This window comes from Pseudobacter sp., from assembly GCF_051955275.1.
In the GTDB taxonomy this organism is placed as follows: Bacteria; Bacteroidota; Bacteroidia; order Chitinophagales; family Chitinophagaceae; genus Pseudobacter.
Window position 1 is genome coordinate 24,517 of the sequence record NZ_JBQCGW010000018.1, and the last position, 24,115, is coordinate 48,631.

General features: G+C 48.6%; 14 protein-coding genes. 2 read left to right on the forward strand and 12 right to left on the reverse strand.

The window, feature by feature from the left end; translation table 11 throughout:
* Positions 1 to 67: 67 nt before the first annotated feature.
* Both ACTHMC_RS02175 and ACTHMC_RS02180 read left to right on the forward strand, forming a co-directional pair.
* Entirely contained in the window at positions 68 to 4,429 is a 4,362-nt protein-coding gene (locus ACTHMC_RS02175; protein WP_440410424.1) for a CusA/CzcA family heavy metal efflux RND transporter, read from the forward strand.
* 7 nt (positions 4,430 to 4,436) lie between these two features.
* A complete protein-coding gene (locus ACTHMC_RS02180) occupies positions 4,437 to 5,582 on the forward strand; it encodes an efflux RND transporter periplasmic adaptor subunit (protein ID WP_440410426.1) in 1,146 nt (381 codons plus the stop codon).
* Positions 5,583 to 5,726: 144 nt separating this feature from the next.
* Here the strand turns inward: ACTHMC_RS02180 and ACTHMC_RS02185 are convergent, their stop codons facing one another.
* The 12 genes from ACTHMC_RS02185 to ACTHMC_RS02240 form a co-directional block, all read right to left on the reverse strand.
* Entirely contained in the window at positions 5,727 to 7,214 is a 1,488-nt protein-coding gene (locus tag ACTHMC_RS02185) for an alpha-amylase (RefSeq protein WP_440410428.1), read from the reverse strand.
* A gap of 5 nt (positions 7,215 to 7,219) precedes the next feature.
* Positions 7,220 to 7,564, reverse strand: coding sequence for a hypothetical protein (locus ACTHMC_RS02190; protein WP_440410430.1), 345 nt, complete (start codon positions 7,562 to 7,564; stop codon positions 7,220 to 7,222).
* A gap of 187 nt (positions 7,565 to 7,751) precedes the next feature.
* Positions 7,752 to 8,324: an RNA polymerase sigma-70 factor gene (locus tag ACTHMC_RS02195; protein ID WP_440410432.1), complete on the reverse strand. Its 573-nt coding sequence runs from the start codon at positions 8,322 to 8,324 to the stop codon at positions 7,752 to 7,754.
* 34 nt (positions 8,325 to 8,358) lie between these two features.
* Complete coding sequence (locus ACTHMC_RS02200) at positions 8,359 to 8,586, reverse strand: hypothetical protein (RefSeq protein WP_440410434.1); 228 nt, start codon at positions 8,584 to 8,586, stop codon at positions 8,359 to 8,361.
* A gap of 71 nt (positions 8,587 to 8,657) precedes the next feature.
* Positions 8,658 to 9,683: a LacI family DNA-binding transcriptional regulator gene (locus ACTHMC_RS02205; RefSeq protein WP_440410436.1), complete on the reverse strand. Its 1,026-nt coding sequence runs from the start codon at positions 9,681 to 9,683 to the stop codon at positions 8,658 to 8,660.
* A 33-nt stretch (positions 9,684 to 9,716) separates the two neighbouring features.
* Complete coding sequence (locus ACTHMC_RS02210; protein ID WP_440410438.1) at positions 9,717 to 10,601, reverse strand: ROK family protein; 885 nt, start codon at positions 10,599 to 10,601, stop codon at positions 9,717 to 9,719.
* Between the two features lie 58 nt (positions 10,602 to 10,659).
* Positions 10,660 to 12,969, reverse strand: coding sequence for a GH92 family glycosyl hydrolase (locus tag ACTHMC_RS02215; RefSeq protein ID WP_440410439.1), 2,310 nt, complete (start codon positions 12,967 to 12,969; stop codon positions 10,660 to 10,662).
* A gap of 7 nt (positions 12,970 to 12,976) precedes the next feature.
* Positions 12,977 to 15,472: a glycoside hydrolase family 38 C-terminal domain-containing protein gene (locus tag ACTHMC_RS02220; protein WP_440410441.1), complete on the reverse strand. Its 2,496-nt coding sequence runs from the start codon at positions 15,470 to 15,472 to the stop codon at positions 12,977 to 12,979.
* Positions 15,473 to 15,548: 76 nt separating this feature from the next.
* Positions 15,549 to 16,940: an SGNH/GDSL hydrolase family protein gene (locus ACTHMC_RS02225; protein WP_440410443.1), complete on the reverse strand. Its 1,392-nt coding sequence runs from the start codon at positions 16,938 to 16,940 to the stop codon at positions 15,549 to 15,551.
* 84 nt (positions 16,941 to 17,024) lie between these two features.
* On the reverse strand, positions 17,025 to 20,060 hold the full coding sequence (locus ACTHMC_RS02230; protein WP_440410444.1) for a SusC/RagA family TonB-linked outer membrane protein: 3,036 nt from the start codon (positions 20,058 to 20,060) through the stop codon (positions 17,025 to 17,027).
* A 23-nt stretch (positions 20,061 to 20,083) separates the two neighbouring features.
* Positions 20,084 to 21,787, reverse strand: a complete 1,704-nt coding sequence (locus tag ACTHMC_RS02235; RefSeq protein ID WP_440410445.1) for a RagB/SusD family nutrient uptake outer membrane protein — start codon at positions 21,785 to 21,787, stop codon at positions 20,084 to 20,086.
* A gap of 12 nt (positions 21,788 to 21,799) precedes the next feature.
* The coding region (locus ACTHMC_RS02240; protein WP_440410447.1) for a SusC/RagA family TonB-linked outer membrane protein at positions 21,800 to 24,115 on the reverse strand (2,316 nt) is incomplete at its 5' end.

Here is a 24,115-nt window from a genome sequence, read left to right on the forward strand (position 1 = left end):
CGCTGTCTGAAACCCACTGCCATCAAGGCATATGGCTAATCATTCGTGCATCATAGACTCTTACATTATGCTTAACAGGATAATAAAATTTTCTGTCAGGAACAAACTGGCAATTGCAGTATTCATATTGGTATGGGTTGTGTATGGATCCTACCAGCTCACCCAATTACCTATCGACGCAGTACCGGATATCACCAATAACCAGGTGCAGGTGATCACCACTGCTCCCGCACTGGGCGCAGAAGATGTTGAAAGGCTGATCACTTTCCCCATAGAGCTCGCCGTAAGCAATGTACCCGGTGTTAAAGAAAGCCGGAGCTTATCGAGATTCGGCCTGTCGCTGATCTCTATCGTTTTTGACGATGAGGTGGATATCTACTGGGCCCGGCAACAGGTCACAGAAAGACTTTCGCAGGTAGAAATCAATGAAAACGCCAACACACCTTCCCTGGCCCCTGTTACAACCGGCCTTGGAGAGATCTATCAATACGTACTGAGGGTTGAGAAAGGATATGAATCCACTTACTCTTTGTCGGACCTCCGCACCATCCAGGACTGGTCAGTCAAACGCCAGCTGCTGGGAACTCCCGGCGTGGCAGATGTTTCCACTTTCGGAGGTATTCTGAAACAATATGAAGTGGCCGTTAACCCTGCCAGGCTGAAAGCCATGAACATCAGCATCTCCGATGTATTTGCAGCCCTGAAAAGAAATAACCAGAATACCGGCGGCGCTTATATCGAAAAAGGTCCCGCTGTTCTCTTCATAAGAAGTGTAGGCCTCACCAGGTCAGTGGCCGATATCAACAAGATTGTGGTGAAGGTCAACAATGGCGCTCCAGTCCTCATCAGTCATGTAGCTGAGGTAAGACCAGGATCGGCAGTACGTTATGGCGCGCTCACCATGGCAGGACAGGGAGAAGTGTGCGGAGGCATCGTGATGATGATCAAAGGAGGCAATTCCTCCCAGGTGATCGAAACCGTGAAGGAGCGCATCACAGAGATCCAGAAAACACTGCCAGAAGGACTGGTGATCGAGCCCTTCCTCGACAGAACAAAAATGGTGAACAACGCTATTGGCACCGTTGAGCACAACCTGCTGGAAGGCGCACTGATAGTTGTATTGGTGCTGGTACTTTTCCTCGGCAACCTGCGTGCCGGACTGATCGTGGCATCGGTGATCCCATTGTCGATGCTCTTTGCCGTTGCCATGATGAACACATTCGGTGTCAGTGGCAACCTGATGAGCCTGGGCGCGCTCGACTTCGGCCTGATCGTAGATGGAGCTGTGATCATTGTGGAAGCCATCCTCCACTATATTCACTCTTCCAAAAAATTTGCGCACACCAGAAACATCTCTCAAACGGAATTGAATGATGCTGTTTCTTCCTCCGCTTCGCGAATGATGAATGCGGCAGTGTTCGGGCAGATCATCATCCTGATCGTTTACCTGCCGATCCTTTCACTCACAGGGATCGAAGGAAAGATGTTCAAGCCGATGGCGCAAACCGTTGCCTTCGCCATCCTGGGCGCCTTCATCTTATCGCTTACTTATGTACCGATGATCAGTTCTTTGCTGATCAGCAAAAAGATTCCGCATAAACTGAACCTGTCTGAAAGGATCATGGATAAGGCTGCTGTATTCTATCAAAGTATTCTCAGGCGCGTACTGCATGTAAGAAGACTGGTAGTAGCCGCCACCTTCCTGCTTTTCGCCCTGGCTGTATTCATGTTCACCCGCATGGGAGGCGAATTCATTCCGCAACTGGAAGAAGGTGATTTTGCAGTGGAAACCAGATTGCTGGTGGGCACCAACCTCTCCACCACCGTTGAAGCCATCAACCGCATATCGGATACACTCAAAGCAAGATACCCCGAAGTAGAGAAGATCGTTTCCCGCATCGGCAGTGCAGAGATCCCAACTGATCCCATGCCCATCGAAGGTGGTGATATGATCATTGTATTGAAAGACAAAAAGAAATGGACCAGTGCCAAAGGCTTTGCCGAACTCGCCGATAAAATGTCTGCCACAGCACAGGAAGTAGTGCCCGGGGTTACTACCGGATTTCAGTACCCGGTACAGATGCGCTTCAATGAACTGATGACAGGAGCCAAGCAGGACGTGGTTTGCAAGATCTTCGGAGAGGACCTGGAAAAACTGGCCACCTATGCCGGCGAACTGGGTAGTATCGCAAAAACTGTGGATGGCACGGCAGACTGGTATATTGAAACCGTTACCGGCATGCCGCAGATAGTGATAGATTTCAACAGGGATGAGATCTCCAAATACGGACTCGATATCGGGAACATCAATACCACCATCAACTCGGCATTTGCAGGCGCCGCTGCCGGAAAAATCTATGAAGGTGAGAAAAGCTTCGACCTCACTGTCCGTGTGGGTGATGAAGGAAGAAGGAATATCGAGCATGTGAGAAACCTTCAGGTAACTACCGCAACCGGCTTGCAGATCCCCCTGCACCAGGTTGCCAGCATCCAGGAAATAGAAGGCCCCAATCAGATCCAACGAGAGAACACCAGACGCCGCATTATTGTTGGATTCAACGTGCGCGGCAGGGACGTACAATCCATTGTGGAGGAGTTGCAAACCAAAGTGGGCAAAGGCCTGAAAATGGAACCGGGTTATACCGTCAGTTATGGCGGTGCTTTTGAAAACCTGCAACAGGCCAGGAAACGATTGAGTGTTGCGGTGCCCGTAGCGCTGCTGCTGATCTTCGCCATGTTGTATTTTGCATTTTCATCCTTCAAGGAAAGTATCCTCATCTATACTGCTATTCCTCTTTCAGCCATCGGCGGCGTGTTTGCCCTCGCCATGCGGGATATGCCTTTCAGCATCTCGGCAGGTGTAGGGTTCATTGCCTTATTTGGTGTGGCCGTTTTGAATGGGATCGTACTGATCTCTGAATTCAACCGCATCAAAAAAGAAGGACAGATCACTGATACACTTCAATTGATTCTCACAGGTACAAAGAACAGACTCAGACCTGTATTGATGACAGCCGCTGTGGCGTCCCTCGGATTCTTACCGATGGCCATGAGTAATGGCGCAGGTGCCGAGGTGCAGCGGCCACTGGCAACCGTAGTGATAGGGGGATTGATCTCCGCCACCTTCCTTACGCTTTTCGTATTGCCTGCATTGTACCTTTTATTCAATCGCTCAACTGTAAAACGAATGAAGAAACCTGTAGCGGCAGTACTGCTCTGCCTGGGTCTTGCTACTGCTGCAACAGCACAGCAAAGCACTTACAAACCGGTGAGCCTGCAGCAATCCCTGCAGCTGGCAACCCGCAACAACCTGCAGCTGCAAGGCAGCAGGTTGCAACAGCAGGCCGCTGAAAAACTCACCAGATCAGGGTTTGACCCCGCCAAGACACAATTTTCAGGAGACTATGGACGCGTGAACAGCGCATATAACGATACCCGTTTCGGCATCAACCAGACCATCAGTTTCCCGGCTGTATATAAGAATCAATCTAAAATCCTGAAGACGGATTTTCAGATCGCGCAACAGGATACGAGGCTCACTGAACTTGAACTGCAGGCGCAGGTACGTGGAATTTTCTTTGAATATATTTCCATGATGAAGCGGCAAACCCTGCTTCAGTATGCCGATAGTATTTACAGTTTGTTTGAATCAAAATCAAACAAGCGCTTTGAAAGTGGCGCTGCCAATATCCTGGAAAAAACAGCAGCGGAAACACAAAGGCAACAGATCAGCATGCAGCTGCGCCTGCTGCAGACGGATATGGCAATAGCGCTGCGCCGTTTCAATTTCCTGTTGCAGGACTCCACTGCATATATTCCCGAATCAACTGACTCAAAGTTCCAGGAACCTTTACTGGCAGATGATGCAACTGTCAGCGAACTTCCCGCTTTTGTAAAGGCTAACCTCATAGCAGGTAATGAATACAACCGTTATCAGTTGGAGCGCTCAAAGCAATTACCCGATATCACCCTTGGTTATAATAACCAGAGCTTACAGGGTATGCAGAATATCGGTGGCAGGGAAGTATTCTACAACAGCAGCCATCGTTTCAGTTATGTAAGCGCCGGTATCAGCCTGCCACTGTTTTATGGCGCGCAGGCCGCCAGGGCCAGGGCCGCAAAACTGGCCTGGGAGTCCGGAGCAAGACAGGCATTACAGGTGGAAGAGCAGCTCAAGACAGAACTCCGCATTGCAAAACAGGAGGTATCAAAATTCGGAGAAACCCTGAAGTATTACGAAACCAGCGGACTGAAGAATGCGGCATTAATGATCAGCACAGCAGATCAGCAGTTCCAGGCCGGAGACATCGATTATCTGCAATGGGTGATCCTTGTGAACCAGGCAATAGGTATTCAAAACGAATACATCAATCATCTCAACGGATACAACCAGGCTGCTATTCAATTACACAAACTGAACAACAAATAAGCTTACAATGAAACAATTCATATACAGCTGCATCGCTGTGCTGTTACTGACAGCCTGCGGCGGAAACAACAGCAAGGAAAGCCAAATTACTGCGGCTGCGGATTCCACAGCTGCAGAGGAACAAACAGTGTTGCTCACTGCCCAGCAAAAAAGCAGTACAGGCATTGAAGTAGGCCTGCCGCAATTTGAAAATATCAGCAGTACCATTGCCTTGCAGGGTATCGTGGATGTGCCGCCTCAGAATACGGTAAAGCTCAGTTTCCCGCTGGGAGGTTATATCAGGTCTACCAGCATGCTTCCAGGCAAGGCCGTAAAAAAAGGACAGGTGCTCGCTTATATTGAAGACATGCAGTTCATTCAGCTGCAACAGGATTACCTCACCGCTAAAACGAATTTTGAATTATTTGAGAAGGAGTTTGAAAGACAGCGCACACTGAATTCCACAAAAGCCAGCAGCGACAAGGTTTTTCAACAGGCAAAAACAGATATGGACCGAGAGCATATCCTCATCAATTCCCTGGCGGAAAAACTGAAATTACTGGGCATCGATCCTGGCAATCTCAATCCCGGAAATATCCGTAAAGAAGTAGCGGTGATCTCTCCTGTCAATGGCTTCGTTTCAAAGATCAATATCAGCATCGGGAAATATACGGCTCCTACTGATGTGCTTTTTGAGCTCATCGACCCATCCGATCTTCACCTGGCGCTGAGGGTATTTGAAAAGGATCTTCCCAAAATTTCCGTTGGCGCTAAAGTATCCGCTTACAGCAATAACAACCCTGAAAAGAAATATACGGCCAGCGTGATCCTGGTTAACAGAACCTTTGATGAGAACAGGACCACGGAAATACATTGCCATTTCGATAAATATTCTGCGGATCTCGTTCCCGGCATGTTCATGAACGGAGACCTGTCCGTTGAAAATGTGAAAAGCCTTGTTGTGCCGGAAGACGCAGTGGTGCGCTGGGCCAACAAGCATTATGTGTTTGTTGAATCGGCCAGTGACCAGTTCACCATGACGGAAGTAAAACCCGGCATCACAGCTGGCAACAAGCAACAGATAGAGAGTAAGAATATTACCCCGGATACCAAACTGGTATTGAAAAACGCTTTTGCACTGCTCATGAAATTGAAGAATGCAGAGAAAGAATAAAACTGACCGGTGCAGCAATGGCTTATGAGAAAAACCAAAGGCGTCTCCGGGGTAACCGGAGGCGCCTTCTTCATTATTGCTTCCATTTTAATGCGCCAGCAGCAAATGGTTTCCTGCTAAAAGAAAGAAAGGATGATCAAATGATCACCCCTTCTGTACCCAAACAGCGAAATTGTGTTCACAGGAGAATTCAGCCCAGCCATCGTCTCCGATCTGTATAGTATTTTTAGAATTACCCAGGTAGTCCTGGAATTTTTTTCCGGAATGCTGCTTTCCGATTTCCATTTTTATGGAAGCCTTATCAATACTTGCAATTATTACTGCGCATCCCGAACCCGGGTGATCAGCATCGCCATCCAGCGTCCAGCCAATGCAGGTTGGGCTATCGAAGAAATCCCTTTGCTGCCCATAAGCATATTTGCTTCTCAGCTTTATCAGTTGCTCCAGGTGCGGAACAGGCTCCAGAACTATTTCCCTTTTTTTGCCATTGTCGTCACTGGTTGTATAACGGGCGCCATAGAGATCCGGATAAAATACACAGGGGTATCCTTTATTGCGAAGAAGAATGAGACTGTAGGCAAGAGGCTTGAACCAGGGTTCGATCCAGGATTCGAGCAACTGCCCGGGTTGGGTATCATGATTGCCCACAAGGGTTACTGAAAGCTCAGGCCGGGACGCAGTAAGGGTATTATCTAAAATGGTCCGCAGATCGTAGTCTTTCTTACCACGCCCTGCATTGAAAAAATTATGGTGCAGCGGCGCATCAAACAAAGACATCCTGCCCTCCGTCAGCTCAATGAAATGCAGCATGTCCTGCAATTTTTCAGGCGCCCAGTATTCTCCGACAGCAAAAAGATTCCTGCCGCTGGCACTGCGGAGATGATCCATCCATTCACAAATAAAATCCGGATTAACATGCTTCACGGCATCCATTCTGATTCCATCAAACTTTGTCTGTTGCCAGTACCATTCCGCCCAGCGTTTCAATTCTTCCCGTACAAAGGGATTCCTGTATTCGATATCCGCTCCCAGCAGAAAATCATAATTACCATGTCCTGTATCCGCCACCTGCTCCCACCCTTCTCCATATTGATTGAGAATACTGAAGATGGCTTTTTCATTCCTGTCCTTTGCATAGTCCACACCGCTGAAACATTGATAATCCCATTGAAAAAGAGAATATTTTCCATTCCTTCCGGGAAAACTAAATCTTGTTTCCGCTTCAATGCTCTCTTCTCCGGATATGAATTCATTCCTGTTATCAGGATTTACTTTTCTGACCTTTATTTTTTCCGTGCTGTCTGCACCACAAAGATGATTGAGTATAATGTCTGCATACGCCTGTATTCCTGCGGCGTGCAGTGCATCGATGGCCTGCCTGTATTCAGAGAGCAGGCCATATTTGGTGCGTACTGAACCTTTCTGATCAAACTCACCAAGATCATAGAGATCGTACACATCATATCCCCCACTCTCAGCCCCCTTGCTTCCTTTGAATGCGGGCGGCATCCATACAGCCGTAACGCCAATCTCATGTAAACGGCTCACCTTCTTCGCCAGTTTCTGCCACAAAGAACCATCAGCCGGGTAATACCAATGAAAGAATTGAAACAGCGTACCATTATTTTGCATACCGGTTATTTAGCCTTTTTTATATTGTCGGGATAGATAAAGTAATTCCGGTTGCCGGGTTGCAACCGTTCAGAAGGAGGTATGATTCTGAGCTGGTTTTGCATCCATGCATGTAATGCCTCCTGCACGGAATTGCGGAGCAAGGCCACACGCTGATTGCAGCTTACAGTTTCCGGAAGCAATCTGCCCTCCGATTCCATGAAGATATGATGATCATACAACCACCTGTCAAGCCGGGAATTCATTATCCTGACATGATACTCTGTTAATCCTCCGGTGTACATGACCCGCACGATACTCGAATAGGTTTTTTCCTGGAATTCAAAATCCAGCGTGAAAATAACTCGCATAAGAATGGTATTAGTTCAGAATGTTTTCCTTCCTACGGGAGGGTTGTATGGAGCAGGCACAAAGAGAACTCAAGGCTATCAAAAGCCCTTCAGCGAGAAATACCAATATTGGTTATTGAAAAAAGAAGAGATGTATAAACACAGCGATGGAGGGGATCCACCGCCAGTACCTTAAAGATACGATATTTTATGCGTTGTATGTATAATCCCGTAAATTATTCCTCAGTATCCGTAACGCCTTTCCGATATGCTTCTCTACTGTACTAACGGATATATTCATTCCTAGCGAGATGTCTTTATTGGACAGATTCTGTTCCCTGCTCAGCAAAAATGCCTCCCGGCACTTATCCGGCAGTGAGCTCAGCACCCTGCCGATACGCGTATTCAGTTCTTTTGCGTCGCAGTATTCAGCCGAATCGTTTTTGCATTGCTCCTTAAAAAAAATCTTCTTCCTGCAGTTCGTACGCGTCAGCTCGTCGCGCAGCACATTCAGTACCTTGTAGCGGAGCGATTGAAAAAGATACCCTTCCAGGGAAACTGTTATATCGAGCGTATGTCTTTTCTGGTAGAGGCTTACAAAAATATCCTGGATGATGTCCTCCGCTTTTTCGCGGCTCTGCAGGCGACGGTAGGCAGCGTCTATGAGGTCGCTCCAATAGCGACTGTAAAGCGCTTCGAACGCTTTGATATCATCTTGTTTCACCAGCTGAAACAGCTGGGAATCATTGAGGTTAGCATAGTGCTGGGGCAAGCAAGACATGCAAATCGTATTATAGATATGAACTAAATTAGTATCAAACAACCACCAGGACAAGTTTATTTTTTCCGGAATATAAGCGCCGGGCGATGGATTGAAACTGCTGATGCTTCATGGCCAGCAGTTCCGTTCCGGTCATTTGCTGCAAAAGGCCGGGATTGCTTTCGCAGTTCCGGTACCATTCTTCAAAAACCAGGCATTCCTCTCCTGTGAGCCAATCTGGCTGTAACCCGTCAGTTACCTGGCTTAGCTTATTCGCTTCCATATAGCTCATTATGTTTAATGTCACATCAATCGGGGTCCACCGCCATCAATCGGAAAAAAATATTTTTCTCTTCAGGTGGATGACCTGATCACCAGGTGCGCAGGCTGTAATACCTGCAGCCCATTTCCCCCTGCCGCTTTCCCCGGTTGCTGCTCAAACTGCCTGATCAGCAACTGCATAGCAGTTTGCGCAATCAGGTCAACCGGCTGCTTCACAATGGTGATGCCCGGTGTATACAAACGGAAGATATCGTGGTCGTCAAAACAGATCACCGCCAGGTCCGAGGGTATCCGGAGACCCAGGTCCTTGATGGCTTCCAGCCCATACACCCCTACATAGTTGGTAGCAAAGAATACTGCATCGATCCCGGGCCTGGTACTGATGAAATTCCGGATCTGCTGCACGGACTCGCCGGGTTTGCAATAATAAGAAAGCGGCAGCACCAGTTCCTCATCCACTGCCAGCCCGGCATTCCGGAGACTATCATCATAAGCCTGACGACGCTGATGCATCTGCACCTGGTCAAGCTGGATAGTAACATAGGCAATCCTGCGGTAGCCTTTTTCAAGCAGGTGCTGCATGGCCATCAAAGAGCCATTGTAATTGTCCACCACCACATGGGGAACTAACAGTCCGGGAAAGTAACGGTCCATCAACACCAGCGGTTTCTGCTGGGCAGACAGACGCTCTATCTCTGCCCTCATGCCCGGTGTTGGTATGATCAGAAATCCATCCACCTGCCGCTGGCTCAGCATACGGATCCTTTCACGCGCCTTATCCTCATTGTTCTCCGTGCTGCAATACAGCACTTTATAGCCAATGCTGTCTGCCTCTTCTTCAATGATCTTGGCCAACGCTGCAAAGAAAACATTGGAAATATCTTCCACAATCAGTCCCAACACGCGGGTCTTTCCCGTGCGCAGGGCCACCGCCGTTTGATTGGGTTCATAACCCATATCCGTAGCAATACCACGCACCCTGTCTGCCAGTTGCTCACTGATCCTGCTCTCCCGGGTCTTGCCGTTGAGTACGGCAGATACAGTGGAGAGCGCCACACCGGCCCTCAGGGCAATATCTTTAATGGTAACATTTTTCATAATGGCAGTAACGCAATTGTGTATCGTATCAGATCAGTTGTTCGCATGCTGCAGGGAAAACCGGTTAACGCCTTCAAGCCCCGCCGTAGCAGCACCTATAAGCGCAGCATCCTCTCCCAGCAAAGCCTGACGCACCTCTGTATGATTATCTGCCGACAGTAAGCACGCTTTCAGAGACTGTTCGAATAATGAAAATGCCTGTGCAATATTCCCACCAATGACCACCAGCCCTTTGGCCTGCTGCTGCAACAGAAATGTTCCGAGGTGTATGCCAAACTCATGGAAGACCTGTTTGATTTTCCCGTCATCGCCGGTAGCCAGTATGTGTTTTACATTGGGCATAGCTACATTGGTGAGCTGCCGGTAACGCTGCACAAACCAGCGGGAAGAAAGATAATCTTCTGCGATGCCGTCTTTGAAAGGAGTGTTCCACCAGGCGGCATCTGCAACTATATTGTTGATGCAGGTAGCTGAACCCAATCCGGTGCCCAGCGTGATACCGGTCACGTTTGACCAACCTTTGGCTGCACCGGCAAATATCTCACCTTGTAAAAAACAGGCTGCGTCATTGGTAAGCCTGATATTGTTGATATCGAAGCCAAGCTTTTGCGCCAGCAATGTTTTGATATTGAGACCGTACAATGATTCATATTTATGCTGCCCCTGAATGAGGCAGATGCCGGCTTCATAATCGAATGGGCCAGGCATGGCAATGCCGAGGCGGGCAGGTACTGATTGTCCGAATGAAGTCAGGATCACGTTGCTCCATGCATCAATGATCTCATTGGCGGTGCCCGCTGCAGGCACGGAATCCCTTTGCCAGCTTTCAGGAACGATAGTGCCGGTTGACGTATCTACCAGGGCCGCTGTGATATGCGATCCTCCGATGTCCACACCGGCCATGAATGAATGGTTCATACTCCTATTGTCACGCTTAATGCCCCGAGCCGCTATCCGGCTTTCCGCTTACGTGTAACTAATTACCCCAGGCCGGATTGGGAGAAGGGCCCATTTCAAGTTGAAGAATTCCGCCTGCGGCTATTTCTTTATGATCGATATATGATTTCGCATATTCCTTACCGTTATACATGGCACGCTGAATATAGATATTCTCCGGTGAATTGTTTTTGGCGATGATAGTAAAAGTCTTACCCGTTGCGTATTTGGGATCCAGCCGGAAAATGATCTTATTGAATACCGGGCTGGTGATCTCATACCTGGTTTCCCCCGGGCAAACCGGATGAAGACCACTGGCTGCCAGCACATACCAGGCAGACATCTGCCCAACATCTTCATTACCCACCAGCCCTTCTACAGAATTATTGTAGGCCTTCCCGCAAATGAAACGGGTCCATTTTTGCGTAAGCCAGGGCTGACCTAACCTGTTGAAAAGAAACGGTACATGATGCACAGGCTCATTGGCGTGATTGTAATAGTCATTCCACATCATATTATCCGGCGTTTTCTCAAAGAAATGGCTGAGATCGGCCAGCACTTTTTCCTTTCCACCCATGAGTTGCACCATTCCCGGAATATCATGGGGAATAAACCAACCCTGCTGATATGGATTGGCTTCCATACAGCCATACCATTCTTTCAGGCGCCCCTGTTCCGGCCAGGGCTCCCAGCTTCCGTCATCCATTCGCGGGCGGAACCATTGTTTGGTACTGTCCCAGATATTTTTATACGACTGGCTGCGTTGCAGGTATTTTTTTTCTGCTTCCTTATTGCCCAACCAGCCTGCCAGCTTCGCCGTGGCCCATTCCGTATAAGCATATTCAAGTGTGTAAGCAATGGAAAGCCCTCCAGAGGTATATCCCTTTTCACCATTCCCGAATTTCTCACTGGAGTTGATGGCATAGCTCAGTGCCTTGGGTACATTGAAATTGCGGATACCTTTCGCATAAGCGTCTGCTACTACGGAGATAGCCGGATTACCCAGCATGCAACCACTGTAGGCATTTAAGAATTCCCAACGCTCAAAATATTTGTTATTGGTCTGATCTCCCAGTTCTACCAGTGAATTCACCAGGTCATTCACCACCACCGGATTGATAATGGTTTGCAAGGGCATCTGGCTTCTGAACACATCCCAACCACTGAATACGGTTCGTTTAGTGAACTGACTGGTCACATGGGTTTTCAGATCACCACCGGGATACTGTCCATCTACATCCGCCATGGCCCGGGGATCGATCATGGTATGATAAAGTGCTGTATAAAACACAGTTTTCTTATTGAGGTCTCCCCCTTCAATGCTGAGTTTGCTGAGCGCGTTGTTCCAAAGTTTTCGGGCATTCTTACGAACAGTATCAAAATTCCAGTCTTTGATCTCTGCCTGCAGGTTTCTCTTTGCGCCATCCATACTGACCAGGGAAATGCCTGATTTCATCAGCACCTGCTCTCCTTCACCGGTTGCGAACTCGGTGAAGAAACCGAGATGTTTCCCTTGCATTTCTTTTATACCTGTCAGAATTTTTGATTCAGCAATTCTCTGCTGATATACTTCGCTTTCAATGTTCTCGCGTTTTCTTTTCCAGTCGTCAGGAATATCAGCGCTCCATACACCATAATTTTTAAGAGGCTTGCTGAACTGCGCATAAAAATAAATAGTGTAGTTGGCCTTGCCATCACCATTACCCCATCCTCCGCCATCAGGTGTACAGCGCATCCATCCCTGAATAGTATGATCATCCACCACTTTCACATACTGCATCACTGAAGTACCGCCCACCCTGCGCGCCAGGTCTATCTGGATACGCGACTGCTCATGTTTGGGAAAGGTAAATCTGATGATGCCGCTGTGCGGGGCAGCTGTCAGTTCCGTTTTAATATGGTGTTCCGTAAGCTGCACGCTGTAATATCCTGCAGTTGCTGTTTCGCTGCTCTTATCATACACAGAGCGATAGCCCCCTTTCTCCGGAGCATCTTCTTTCCCGGCTGCTGTTTCCAGTTTACCGGTTGAAGGCATCACCAGAAAATTACCCAGATCGCCAAACCAGCCCACACCACTCATTTGCGTAAAGGCAAAGCCTTCAATGGTGCTGTGCTCATAACTGTAGCCCGAGCCATTATCGCCACCGGTGATGGTATTAGGACTCAGCTGCACCATACCGAAAGGCGTTGCCGCTCCCGGAAAAGTTTTGCCGAGGCCATGATACACCCCGGCCTTACCGGTACTGGTGCTGGCGCCAATGAAAGGGTTTACATAATCCGCAGGCTGCTTCTGTGCTGTTGCCATCAATACCGTAAAAATATTTGCTGTGAGCAATGCATACTTCTTCATACCGGTTTTATTTTACCAGGTTCTGCAACCTGACAGTGCGAAAGCCAAAGCGAGGCGCAGTAACTGAAAACAACACGCCGCCCTGAGCTGTATTTTGTGTTTGAATTGATTTGACTGCAGTGCCGTTGAGGTTTTCCAGAATGACCCTTGCCGGCTGTACTGGTAAATATACTTCAACTGCCGAATCTGCTGCAGCTGCATTGTAGAGCCGCAACAGCATGTCCTTTCCTTCGATGGTGATGCTGCTGAGTTCCCATCCCTGCTTGCTGAGCCGGATCAATGACGTTGCTGAACTGGCCACGCCGGCAACCACCTGCAGCGGCTCCGCCAGTCTGGCCCTTTCCGCTTCCAAACCCGCTCCATCCCACGATTTTTTATGTGGCAGCAATGAATAGTCCAGTTTGGTTGGCCCTTCCACAGTATAGTTCATGCCCCATAATCCTTTTCCTGAATACTGAACCACCAGCTCCAGGGGCCGGTCCTTTCCATGCACGTATGCCGTGGTATGATCAGTGAAAAGCGCCATCCCGAAATCCTCATCTGCCACATCCACCCAGTTCAACAGCACATTATTCCTGATGCTGTCCCATGTAGTGAACAGTGTATTTTCCAACTTACTTTGAGTAACATCAAATGGGGCGTTCTTATGCAATACCTGCTGTTCCAGGTTCAAAGGCAGCGAGAGCAACAATTTTTTTCTGTCGTCATAAAACGCTTTCCGGTACTCTTCCGCCCTGTATGCTCCATCCTGTTTGTAGTTATCACCTACTGCAATATTTTTTTGCCAGTTGATCAGCAAGGAGCAATCGATGCGTGGCTCGCCCTGAACAAGAGTGATGGTCTGCTCCAGGGGATGACCAGCCAGCCTGCCACTGATGGCAACTTTAACACGCAGCGGCCCGCTCTCGATAATATTTACGGTAGCAGGCTGCAGCGCAGTGCTGAGTTGCCCGCCATCGTTATAGAAATTTCCATGAAGTGTATTGAAAGCAATATTACCCCGAGCGATCCATTCTTTGTTACCCCATTGTTTACTGATCAGGCTTTTGATAGCGCCTCCGCTTGCAGGGTCAATCACCATGCGATATAAATCCGTTTCCAGAACAACAACACCATTGCGCTGAACTGCAGTTGCACCAGGTGTTTTGGGCGGCTTACCTGTTGTAAGCTGCAGCAACTGCATTCCGGTTGCAGCCACATGGGCCTTCAACAGTAATTCCTTTTTGCCGGTACTGTTATTTGTTGTCCATTGTACAGGCAATATTTGCTTTCCAGATCTGACGGCATTAAAAGAAGAATTTTCCGTCGCCGGGATAGAAACCAGCTCATGCCGGTCAAGTGCCGTGGTATTGAAAATGGTAAAAGCGTCTTCGCGCTTCTCAGATGCAAGTGATTTCCTGGCAAGCTTACTGATGCTGTCGCAGATCCGTTCTGTTTCCGCCGTCCAGTTGCGGACCTTATCCGCCCAGGTATCACCACGCTTCCCATTGTAAGGTACAATCCAGCAATCATGATGCTGTGCCAGTAACAGGCTTTCCCAGGCTCGGTCAAAAGCCGCTGTGGGCCATTGAAACCCATGTCTCACGGTTGCTATGGCAGCCAGCTTCTCAGTGGCAACCATCTTATCTTCAGCCTTCCTGATCTGCTGTGCAATGCGCTGTAATACCTGCGATCCCCAGACCAGGCTAACCAGGATATCTTCCTGGCTCAACCGCCAGTCTGTGGCCAGTGTATGATCCGCTATTTTTTCAAAATAATTCCGCCAGGTAGTGTATTGAATTTTTGAAGTGTCTGTTCTGTTACCTAACCAGGGACCATTGTGCCAGCCTGCATCCTGCAGGCACATGCCAACGGGATGCTTCACACCATAGTCAAGGGCGGATTGCAAATAATCACGGCCATTATTCCAGGCGGCTGTTTGCCAGGTGGAAGTCTTCCACAAGGCTTCGGTGGCATAGCGCGGCACCGTGAGGATACTGCTGCCATCAGGCCCGATCCAGTTGACCAGCTCGCCGCCAAATGCCCTTGTATAGCCGCCCCAGCAGGTATTCGGATTTTTCAGCGAGGCCGCACTGAAACCAAATGAGCGCAGCACCTGAGGCAATGAACTGGTGAAGCAGGGTTCCTCCGTAGAATAAGTAGTGAAACGGATTCCGGGAAAATGCTCCCACAATTTTTTCATCCCGTAACTGAACTGCCTGATCATGCTCTCGCCGGAGCCAGTGAAGAGATAGCTCTGCCCAAACGCGGGATTCACATATTCAACTCGGCGCGTGTCCATCAACGCCTGCATGGATGCATAGGCAGCAGCATCTTCAAGCTTCACAGCATCCCAGGTAACAGGTTCAATCTCCAGGTTGATCTTCCAATCCGGATGACGGTTCAGCTGATCCAAGATGAAACTGGTATACCCCTTCGGATAATGCCCCCAGATGCCACCATGGTAGCCGTCTATGAACCACGACTGCTGTGCAAACAGCGAAAAGCTACTTCCCAGCGTCATGCATGAAAGAAGTAGCCTGGATAGTATAGTTCGCTTAACCATTGTGGTTATTGATTATAGTGGTACGGATTTCAACTTAGTTGATCTGCCTGATCACACAATGCCTGTTCTTTGGCTGATTGATCTGGTAGATGGTGCCGGTGAGTACATCCAGCTGGCGCTGCCATGCTTCTCGGATGGCAGGCACACGGGAACGGGAATAGCTGTCGAGGTTACCCCTGATCCATCCGTTTTCTTTACCCAGCTCCTGCAATAATTCCATGGAAGCCACATCATCTTTATATAGCCGGCCATGCTCTTTCAGAATATTGAACTCTACCCAGGCATGCTGACGGAACCTGCGTTCCAGCTCCCAGCGCTCTTCATTCAGCAACATCACAGCAGTAGCCTGCTGGTATTGGGGTGTACGGCTGATCTCTGCCAGGTTCACACCAGCCGCCCACTGCGCACCGGTGAAAGTCCCCACAGTATCTTTATCGATCAGCAACAGGTATTGCCTGTCTTCTTTCAATCCCTTTACAGTAAACATTTCGCGGTTGAACTCTTTGGTGAACGGAACCAGGTTCACCACATCAGACTGCCTGGTGGTAGCGCCCCAGCCGCGTGGCACGGTATCGAGCGGATAAGGCAATGCCTTTGCCAGGTAATCAAACTGAATAGCTGTATCATTCACTACCAGCTTTGTAACGGTACTGTTGCCCGCCCGTTGCAGTTTTTTCAGTTGTGCATCCACCACTACATCGGCTACTTCTTTATTGGCAAAGCCCTGGTTCTTTAAAAAAATATATGCCATCACCATATGTCCATCCTGTCCGGGATGTACACGGTCGCCGCCACAGATAGTAAAAGCAGTATCTTTTTTCTGGAATGTTTCGTTGATAGCCGTCATCGGGCGGTTGAAATCAAGGAACTCCCAGTTGTTCTTTTTTGCAGCTGCTTCCTGGAACTCTGCCACACGCAGCATGGCCTTGCTCTTGCCAGGATAGTAGTTGCCCTTACCTTTTGTGGTTTCATCATAAGGTGATGAGCTCATCAGTATTTTACGAACCGCCGGCAATGCCTTCAGTTTCTTTTCAATCTGCTGATAATTTTCAAAAGAGGTCTGTACGGCTTTGGCAGCCATTTCTTCAGCGTCCGGTTTCAGGTACTCGAAATACCGGGTATCGTTCATCCCGAAGGTGAGCGCTATCACAGTTGGTTTCTTTGTTACCACATCTCCGTCGAAACGTCCGAGGATATTTGCAGCCACATCTCCGCCAATCCCCGCATTGAGCACATCAATGCGCTGGTTTGGGAACCGCGTCATATAATACAACCATATATAGGAATGATAATGCCCGCCATCAGTAATACTGTTACCAACAAACACTACGCGATCTCCCTTTTTGAAAGGAGCAACCTGTGCATGGGCGCTGAGTGTTCCCAGCGTTGCCAGTGCTACGAAAGTTTTTTTCAGGATGTTCTTCATATGCATATTGATATGTACCACAAAACAAAGGCTACCGCTATACGGCAGCCTTTGTTTTAATGTATTGTACTTATTTTAATCTTCTTATAACCCAATCTGTAAACCCAGATTTACCACGCGCTGATTCAGATAGGAATCTCCGATGGATCCACTGGCCACTTCCGGGTCCTGTTGGTATTTTTTATAGTTGGTCCAGGTGAACAGATTGTAACCACTGAGATAAATCCTTGCATTATTCAGTTTCAGTGGCAGCCATTTATCCGGCAGCTGGTAAGCCAGCTCCACCGTTTTCAACCTGATATAATGTGCATCTATGAGCCAGAAATCAGACAGGTAATTGCTGCCACTGTTCACACTTCCTGCATCTGTGGTGAGGCGGGGGAACAGTGGATTGCTGGTATTGTCAGGTGTCCACCGCTGCAAGTGGATGGGCTGAAACTGGCTTTTAAAAGGTTCTATACCACTGCCCACAATGCTGAAGCTGTAATCATATGCACCCTGGAAAAGCATATTCATGCTGAATCCCTTGTAACGTACACCAATGGTAAGGCCTACGTTGGTTGTATGCAGGTTCGGTTTGCCAATGGCTGTCATATCATTCTGATCGATCAGCTTATCGCCGTTGAGGTCAGCGTATTTGAGATCACCGGGCTTAACGGTGCCGGTGATGGGCCTGGCGCTTTTATCGATATCGGCCTGGTTTTCGTAGAATCCAATCCATTTGTATCCGAAAGGCTGGTTGATAGGGTGTCCGGTAGCGGCCAGCCATGGATAACGGGTGGAAGCTTCATCCTTGTACAGCACCTTATTTTTTGCATAAGAGAAAGTGGGCGTGATATTGAATTGCACATTACCGATCTTGTCCTGGTAAGTAGCAATGAATTCCCATCCCCTGTTCTGCACACGGCCAATGTTCACTGGTGCGGTACCAATGCCCAGTACATTAGGGATAGAACCGCGGTACACCAGCTGATCAATACGCAAATCACGGAAATGCTCGATGGTAAACGAGAGCCTGTCGTTCCACATATTCACGTCCAGGGCATAGTTCTGCGATTTCTTTTTCTCCCAGGTCACATTGCTGTTACCCAGGCTGCCCTCACGGATACCGTTGCTTATACCTGGTGTTTCTCCAAAGGAATAGTTACCCTGCGGGATATACACCTGCTCATAGATATACCTGTTGCCGTCAACGGCATCTGAGCCTACCATACCATAACCCGCACGCAGTTTGAATAATTTGACAGCAGGAAAGATCCGCTCAAAGAAAGGCTCTGCGGCCATATTCCAGCCTGCTGATACCGCAGGGAAAAGCCCATAGCGGTTGCTGCTTTCAAACCGGTCGGAGCCGTTGTATCCCAGGTTTACGTCCAGCAGGTATTTCCGCTGGAAGTTGTACCCGGCAGAAAGGCTGTATCCCCTGAAGTTTTCTGCCACCCTTTCCTTGAAAGTGTAACTGTTCTGATTGAAGAGTACCATGCCGCGTAGCTGGTGATCACCAAATACACGATCATAATTCAGGATGCCCTGAATGTTTACGCGCTTATCGGAAATATCACTGCCCGCACTCACAGCATAGGTAGGCATACTGTAACGGCCGCGTGGATCGATATTGTAGGAGCCGGTGAGCGCATCGTAATGATAACTGGGCGGGAGATCGCGCAGCAGTTTACGCCAGGTATCCCAGGTGCTTGCATAAGCAATGCGACCGGTGAGGGAGAGACCGCGGGTAATTTCGTCAAGCTTCTGCGTGCCCCCCAGTAAAATATTCAGATCATTCTGTTTGGTTCTTGTGTATCCTGAGAGTGCCAGTCTGCTGTTGAGAGTGGGAAGGTTCTCCTTTGTATTGTATGCATACGCATAACTGCCGTTGGGATTGAGGAAGGGCGCCGCATACGGAGTGATCTTGTCGAAATTATAGATCTCCTCCATGATATTGCTGGTATTGGGCGTATTGATCATACCAAAACGGCCCGTTACATCCAGCCGGATGCTCAGGTTACGCGTGGCCTGGATATCCAGGTTGGTCCTGAAGTTGAAACGGCGGAAGAAGTAGTTGTTATTCAGGTTCTCTCCACCTGCTTTGGAAAAATCCCTGATGGAGCCGTTCTGTGTAAGGGCGCCAAATGAAGTAAAGTATTTCACGGTGTTGGAGCCCCCGGAAATGTCCACATTGGTATTGGCCTGCAACGAGTAGTCCCGGAAGATGGCATTGTACCAGTTCACATCAGGATGACCATATGGATCCCCGCCACTTTTGAAGAGCTCTATATCCTGTTGCGTAAAACGCAGCGGCAGCCCGTCATTGGCGCGTGCTTCATTTACCAGCATGGCTGTTTGATAAGCATTCAGGAACTTCGGTTTAACAGTAGGGATCTGTGCGCCTGCTTCTGACCGGACATTGATGCGTGGCTTTCCCGTTTGTCCGCGCCTGGTAGTTACTACCAGTACGCCGTTGGCTCCTTTGATACCGTAGATAGCAGTAGTGCTGGCATCTTTCAGAATGGAAATAGTTTCTATTTCATTCACGTTGATCTGCGCCAGCTGCACATACGTGTATTCTATATCATCAACAATGATGAGGGGTTTATTGCCTTCTGAATTGAGGGAACTTACACCACGGATGAAATAATCGGCGGCATCCCTTCCCGGCTGACCCGATCTTTGTTGTGAAAAGAAACCGGGCAGCCTTCCAGACAGTGCATTCTGCACATTGGCCGTTGGCACCAGCCTGATCTCTTCCGCTTTGATGGTACTCACTGACCCCGTATTGGTGATCCGTTGCTTTTTACCGAAACCAACCACAATCACATCTTCCATGGAATTCCGGCTGGCCTGTAATGTGATTTCTATATTATTCACGCCGCGCACACTGACTTCCTGCTGCACATACCCCACATTGGTTACAATCAGGGTATTTGACTTTCCGCGAAGCGTGATAGTGAACCTGCCATCTGTGCCGGCCGATACACCATTGCTGCCTCCGCCCTTTTCAGTGATACTGGCATTGGCTACAGGTCCGTTATCGTCCTTCACCACACCTGTGACGGTCCGCTGAGCCAGTGCCAGCACAGGCATCAGTAAAATGCCCAAAATAAACCCTATGGAGATCTTGTTCATAAACGTTAGTTGCAATGGTTAGTTTATTCCCAGCCGGGATTTTGTTTCATATTGGGGTTCCTGGCCACTTCTTCATACCTGATGGGGGCCAGATACATGGCCGGTGCCCGGAACTTTGCAGTCAGTACAGGAATAAGCGTATATGTTCTGTCGCCACCACTGCTGAGGTCAATACGCATGCCATGAAGCGGGCCATTCATCACCTGTTCTGCCATCTTCCAGCGACGGATGTCCCAGAAACGGTGCTCTTCAAAAGCCAGTTCCACGCGGCGTTCATTACGGATCAGTTCACGCATCTGCTCTTTGGTGAGATTAGCTGGCAATTGGAAAGGATTGAGGCCCGCACGGCTACGGACAGACTCTATGGCATTATACACGTCCGCATCAGGACCTGCAAATTCATTCTGCGCTTCGGCAAAATTCAACAGCACTTCTGCATAGCGGAAGAGCACCACGTTGTGGCGGATATCCGAGTAGTTGGTCTGGCTTTCGTATTCCCCCATGAACTTGCGCATATAATAACCGGTACGCGTTTGCTGCACATTGGTATTGGGTTTATCCAAACCACCTTCATAAGTCTGCACATTCCTGCTGAGCCATTGGGACCCGTTGAAGAAGATAGTATAAGTGAGGCGTGGATCACGGTTGGCATAGGGGAAGGCCGGATCGTATCCAGACAAAGGATCGGTGACAGGCAAACCATTTGCCATGGGGAAAGCATCCACCAGTTCCTGTGTTGGACTGGTACGTCCCAGTGATACCGCTGATGAATAACCGATGGGAGCATTATTGGTTTCCACATTCTTATTGGGGCCACTCACCTTCGCAAAGATCACTTCATTGTTCCTGGCTGTGATAAACAGCTTTTTAAAATCGGACTCCAGGCCAAATTTATTGTAAGCGATAAGTGCCTTACTGGCCTCAGCGGCGAGTCGCCATCTGTCTGCACTATAGCTGGTATAGCCCGTAAGTTTATTGGATGCTTCTATATTGCCTCCATTGAAAAGAGGACTGGCTGCATACAGCAGCACCCGTGCTTTCAAGGCCATTGCCGCTCCCTTTGTAACATAACCCCATTTTGAATCTTCAATGGGATCAGCCCATGCGCTGTCCGCCACCTTATCACATTCTGCGGCTATATAGTTCACCACTTCTTCAAAACTGTTCCGGGGGAGTGAAATATCGTCACTCACCTGGTATACTTTATCTCCCATGATTGGCACACCGCCATATCTTTTCAGAAGGTCAAAATATGCGATCGCACGAAGAAACCTCGCTTCTGCCCGCCAGGCCTTTTTGGCAGAACTGCCATCAGCCATTTTCATATTGAGCGGAACCCGGTCAAAATTATTCAGGAAGATGCTTCCCTTCCTGATCTGGCTGTAATTATTGTTCCATTGATCTTCGGGGTAATTGATGGAAGAGAAACTGCCGGTTGCAAGCTTCTGCACATCAGTGGCGCCTGTTGCGGAAGAGATGGCATCATCGGAGCCAGCATCCAGCAGGTCATTACCCACACGATTGTATCCATCCGGCATGTATTTATAGGTCTCCACAAGGAAACCTCTGGCCTTAACACCCAGGGAGTCTTCCACATCCCATACATATTCTCCGGTGAATTGTTCCAGTGGTACATCTTCCCAGGTCTTCCTGCAACCTGTGGCGGCCACCAGCAGCAGACAGGCCGCCAGTGCAGGGATGGAATATTTTCTATATTGGCAAACCATATGTTGTATTACTTATAATTTGATATTGATACCTGTGTTGATCACTCTTTGCATAGGGTATTCCTTTCCGCTCACTTCAGGATCGCCACGCTCAAATTCAGCCCATGTAACCAGGTTCTGGGCATTCACGAAGATGCGTACACCACCCAGCTTGAGCCTTCTGGTCCATTCAAACGGTAATGTATAACCGATTTCGATATTCTTAAGGCGGATATAATCGCCCGAATGCCGCCAGAAAGAAGAATTGCCGATATGGTTATTGGCATTCAAGCCGTAGGTAAGGCGGGGATAGGTGGCAGTAGCCGCTGTTTCAGGGGTCCAGCGTCCCAGGTGATGATTGAAGAGCGTACCATTCCGGTTCATGGCGCCAAATTCAAATTCGGTTTCCCAGGAGTTGAGGTACATCATCCTGTTCTGCACACCCTGGAAGAGCACACTGAAATTGAAACCCTTGTACTGGAAGCCGGCAGTGAGGCCATAGAAAATCACTGGCTTGTTTCCATCGAGATTGGTTTCATCAAACTGGTCTATCACATTATCGCCATTGAGATCACGGTATTTGATATCTCCGGGCTGAAGCGTATAACCGGCCACAGTGGCGGACTGCTCCGCTTCCTGCTGTGTCTGGATAAATCCATCTGCAATATATCCGTAGTTGGCGCCCGGCATATTTCCCGTGCGTTCATTCCAGGCATACCTGCGTCCTATCTCATCCATGAAAAGTATCCTGGAAGATGCAAGGCTTCCATTGGCCGTGATGAAATAGTTGAAGCTGCGGATATTATCCTGCCAGGTAAGGGAAAGCTCAGTGCCGGAAAACCTGTTACGCCCGATATTTTCCAGGGGATAACTGTTCCCGATCAAGGCAATGCTTCTGCCACGGACCTGCATGAGATCAAAGTACTCATCCCTGTAGTAATCGGCAGTGAACTGAAGCCTGTTGTTGAGTACAGCAATGTCGATCCCGGCATTGAATTTATGCGCCTTCTCCGGTTCTGCATCCGGGTTCACCAATGGACGTTCATTTACGCCATTGAGCGCAGTATGTGTAGTGCCATAACCATAAGGCAGAAACTGATCCTGGTAAGCAGGTCTCCAGGTGAAGTAACCAACATTGGCATTGCCCGTGGTACCATAATTTACGCGCCACTTGAAAGTATTGAGCCAGGGAAAATTGTCTTTGATAAAACTCTCCTTTGCCATATTCCATCCCAGTCCGGCGGCATAAAAAAAGAAGAAACGGTTGCCGGGTTTGAAACGGTCATAACCACTATAGGTAAGCGCAGCTTCCGCCATATACTTCTCATTGAAGTTATAAGCAGCCTTCGCTGCAATATTGGTGAATTTGGAAGGCAGGTCAAAGTTGTAAGTGGTCTGCATCTGATCCACCAGCGTTACCGCCTCTATATTATGAGCACCCAGCTGCTTTGAATACCCCAGCTGCGCCTGGTAGAACCAGGATTGACCGCTGCTGGTGATATCAAACCGGTTGTCCTGGTTGGAAATCTCTCCATAGCGGGTATAGCTGGTATCATTACCACTTATGTTCATCTGGTAAACAGGCGACTTCTTGCTCCGGTTGATAATGCTGGATGTGAGAACGGACACATTGGCCTTTCCTTTTACCCAAAGGCCAGGCAACCAGTTGTCCAGTTTGTAAGTAAGATCTACAGTAGACAGTAATTCTTTATCGTTGTTCACCAGGTAACCTGAATTGGCCAGTTGCGCATACAGGTTGGTCTGATACCTGGTGGTGCCACCATATGTTCCATTGGGATTGAGAACCGGGTAAGCATTGTTTGGTAACAAGAGCATATTCTGATAAAGATTCTGGTACCCTGCTCCAGGCTGATTGCCATCCTGTATACGACCGAAAATCTGCAATGAGATATTGAGGTTCTTTGTGAGATCCACATCTACTTTGGTATTGATCAGGTAGCGCTTTAACTGCAGGAGTGTACTGTAGGAATTGTTTCCTCCTTCTTTAAACATCCCCTGCTGATCAGTGTAGTTGAGCCCTACCAGGTAGCGGGCTACAGAAGAACCGCCGGAAATATTGAGTGAATAACGGCTCAGCATGCTATGCTTATTGAGCATTTCATCCTGCCAGTTCACATTCGGGTAGCGGTATGGATCATTGCCTGTACGATAGGCTTCTATATCCTGTTTGGTATACACCGGGGCCTGTCCGCTGTTGACAAGGGCTTCATTCAACAGGTAAGCATACTGCCAGCTCGGTAATGGATCAAGCAAACCAATGGGAGTCTGTACTCCTGTCTGCGCGGTGAATGAAATATGAGGAGCGCCCTGCAATGGCTTTTTAGTGGT

What these genes read in the sequence shown, in the direction of transcription:
- ACTHMC_RS02185 (WP_440410428.1), bottom strand. Translation starts at nt 7,214, where the DNA reads ATGCAAAATAATGGTACGCTGTTTCAATTCTTTCATTGGTATTACCCG.
- ACTHMC_RS02225 (WP_440410443.1), bottom strand. Translation starts at nt 16,940, where the DNA reads ATGAAGAACATCCTGAAAAAAACTTTCGTAGCACTGGCAACGCTGGGA.
- ACTHMC_RS02195 (WP_440410432.1), bottom strand. Translation starts at nt 8,324, where the DNA reads ATGTCTTGCTTGCCCCAGCACTATGCTAACCTCAATGATTCCCAGCTG.
- ACTHMC_RS02215 (WP_440410439.1), bottom strand. Translation starts at nt 12,969, where the DNA reads ATGAAGAAGTATGCATTGCTCACAGCAAATATTTTTACGGTATTGATG.
- ACTHMC_RS02235 (WP_440410445.1), bottom strand. Translation starts at nt 21,787, where the DNA reads ATGGTTTGCCAATATAGAAAATATTCCATCCCTGCACTGGCGGCCTGT.
- ACTHMC_RS02230 (WP_440410444.1), bottom strand. Translation starts at nt 20,060, where the DNA reads ATGAACAAGATCTCCATAGGGTTTATTTTGGGCATTTTACTGATGCCT.
- ACTHMC_RS02220 (WP_440410441.1), bottom strand. Translation starts at nt 15,472, where the DNA reads ATGACGCTGGGAAGTAGCTTTTCGCTGTTTGCACAGCAGTCGTGGTTC.
- ACTHMC_RS02200 (WP_440410434.1), bottom strand. Translation starts at nt 8,586, where the DNA reads ATGGAAGCGAATAAGCTAAGCCAGGTAACTGACGGGTTACAGCCAGAT.
- ACTHMC_RS02205 (WP_440410436.1), bottom strand. Translation starts at nt 9,683, where the DNA reads ATGAAAAATGTTACCATTAAAGATATTGCCCTGAGGGCCGGTGTGGCG.
- ACTHMC_RS02190 (WP_440410430.1), bottom strand. Translation starts at nt 7,564, where the DNA reads ATGCGAGTTATTTTCACGCTGGATTTTGAATTCCAGGAAAAAACCTAT.
- ACTHMC_RS02180 (WP_440410426.1), top strand. Translation starts at nt 4,437, where the DNA reads ATGAAACAATTCATATACAGCTGCATCGCTGTGCTGTTACTGACAGCC.
- ACTHMC_RS02210 (WP_440410438.1), bottom strand. Translation starts at nt 10,601, where the DNA reads ATGAACCATTCATTCATGGCCGGTGTGGACATCGGAGGATCGCATATC.
- ACTHMC_RS02175 (WP_440410424.1), top strand. Translation starts at nt 68, where the DNA reads ATGCTTAACAGGATAATAAAATTTTCTGTCAGGAACAAACTGGCAATT.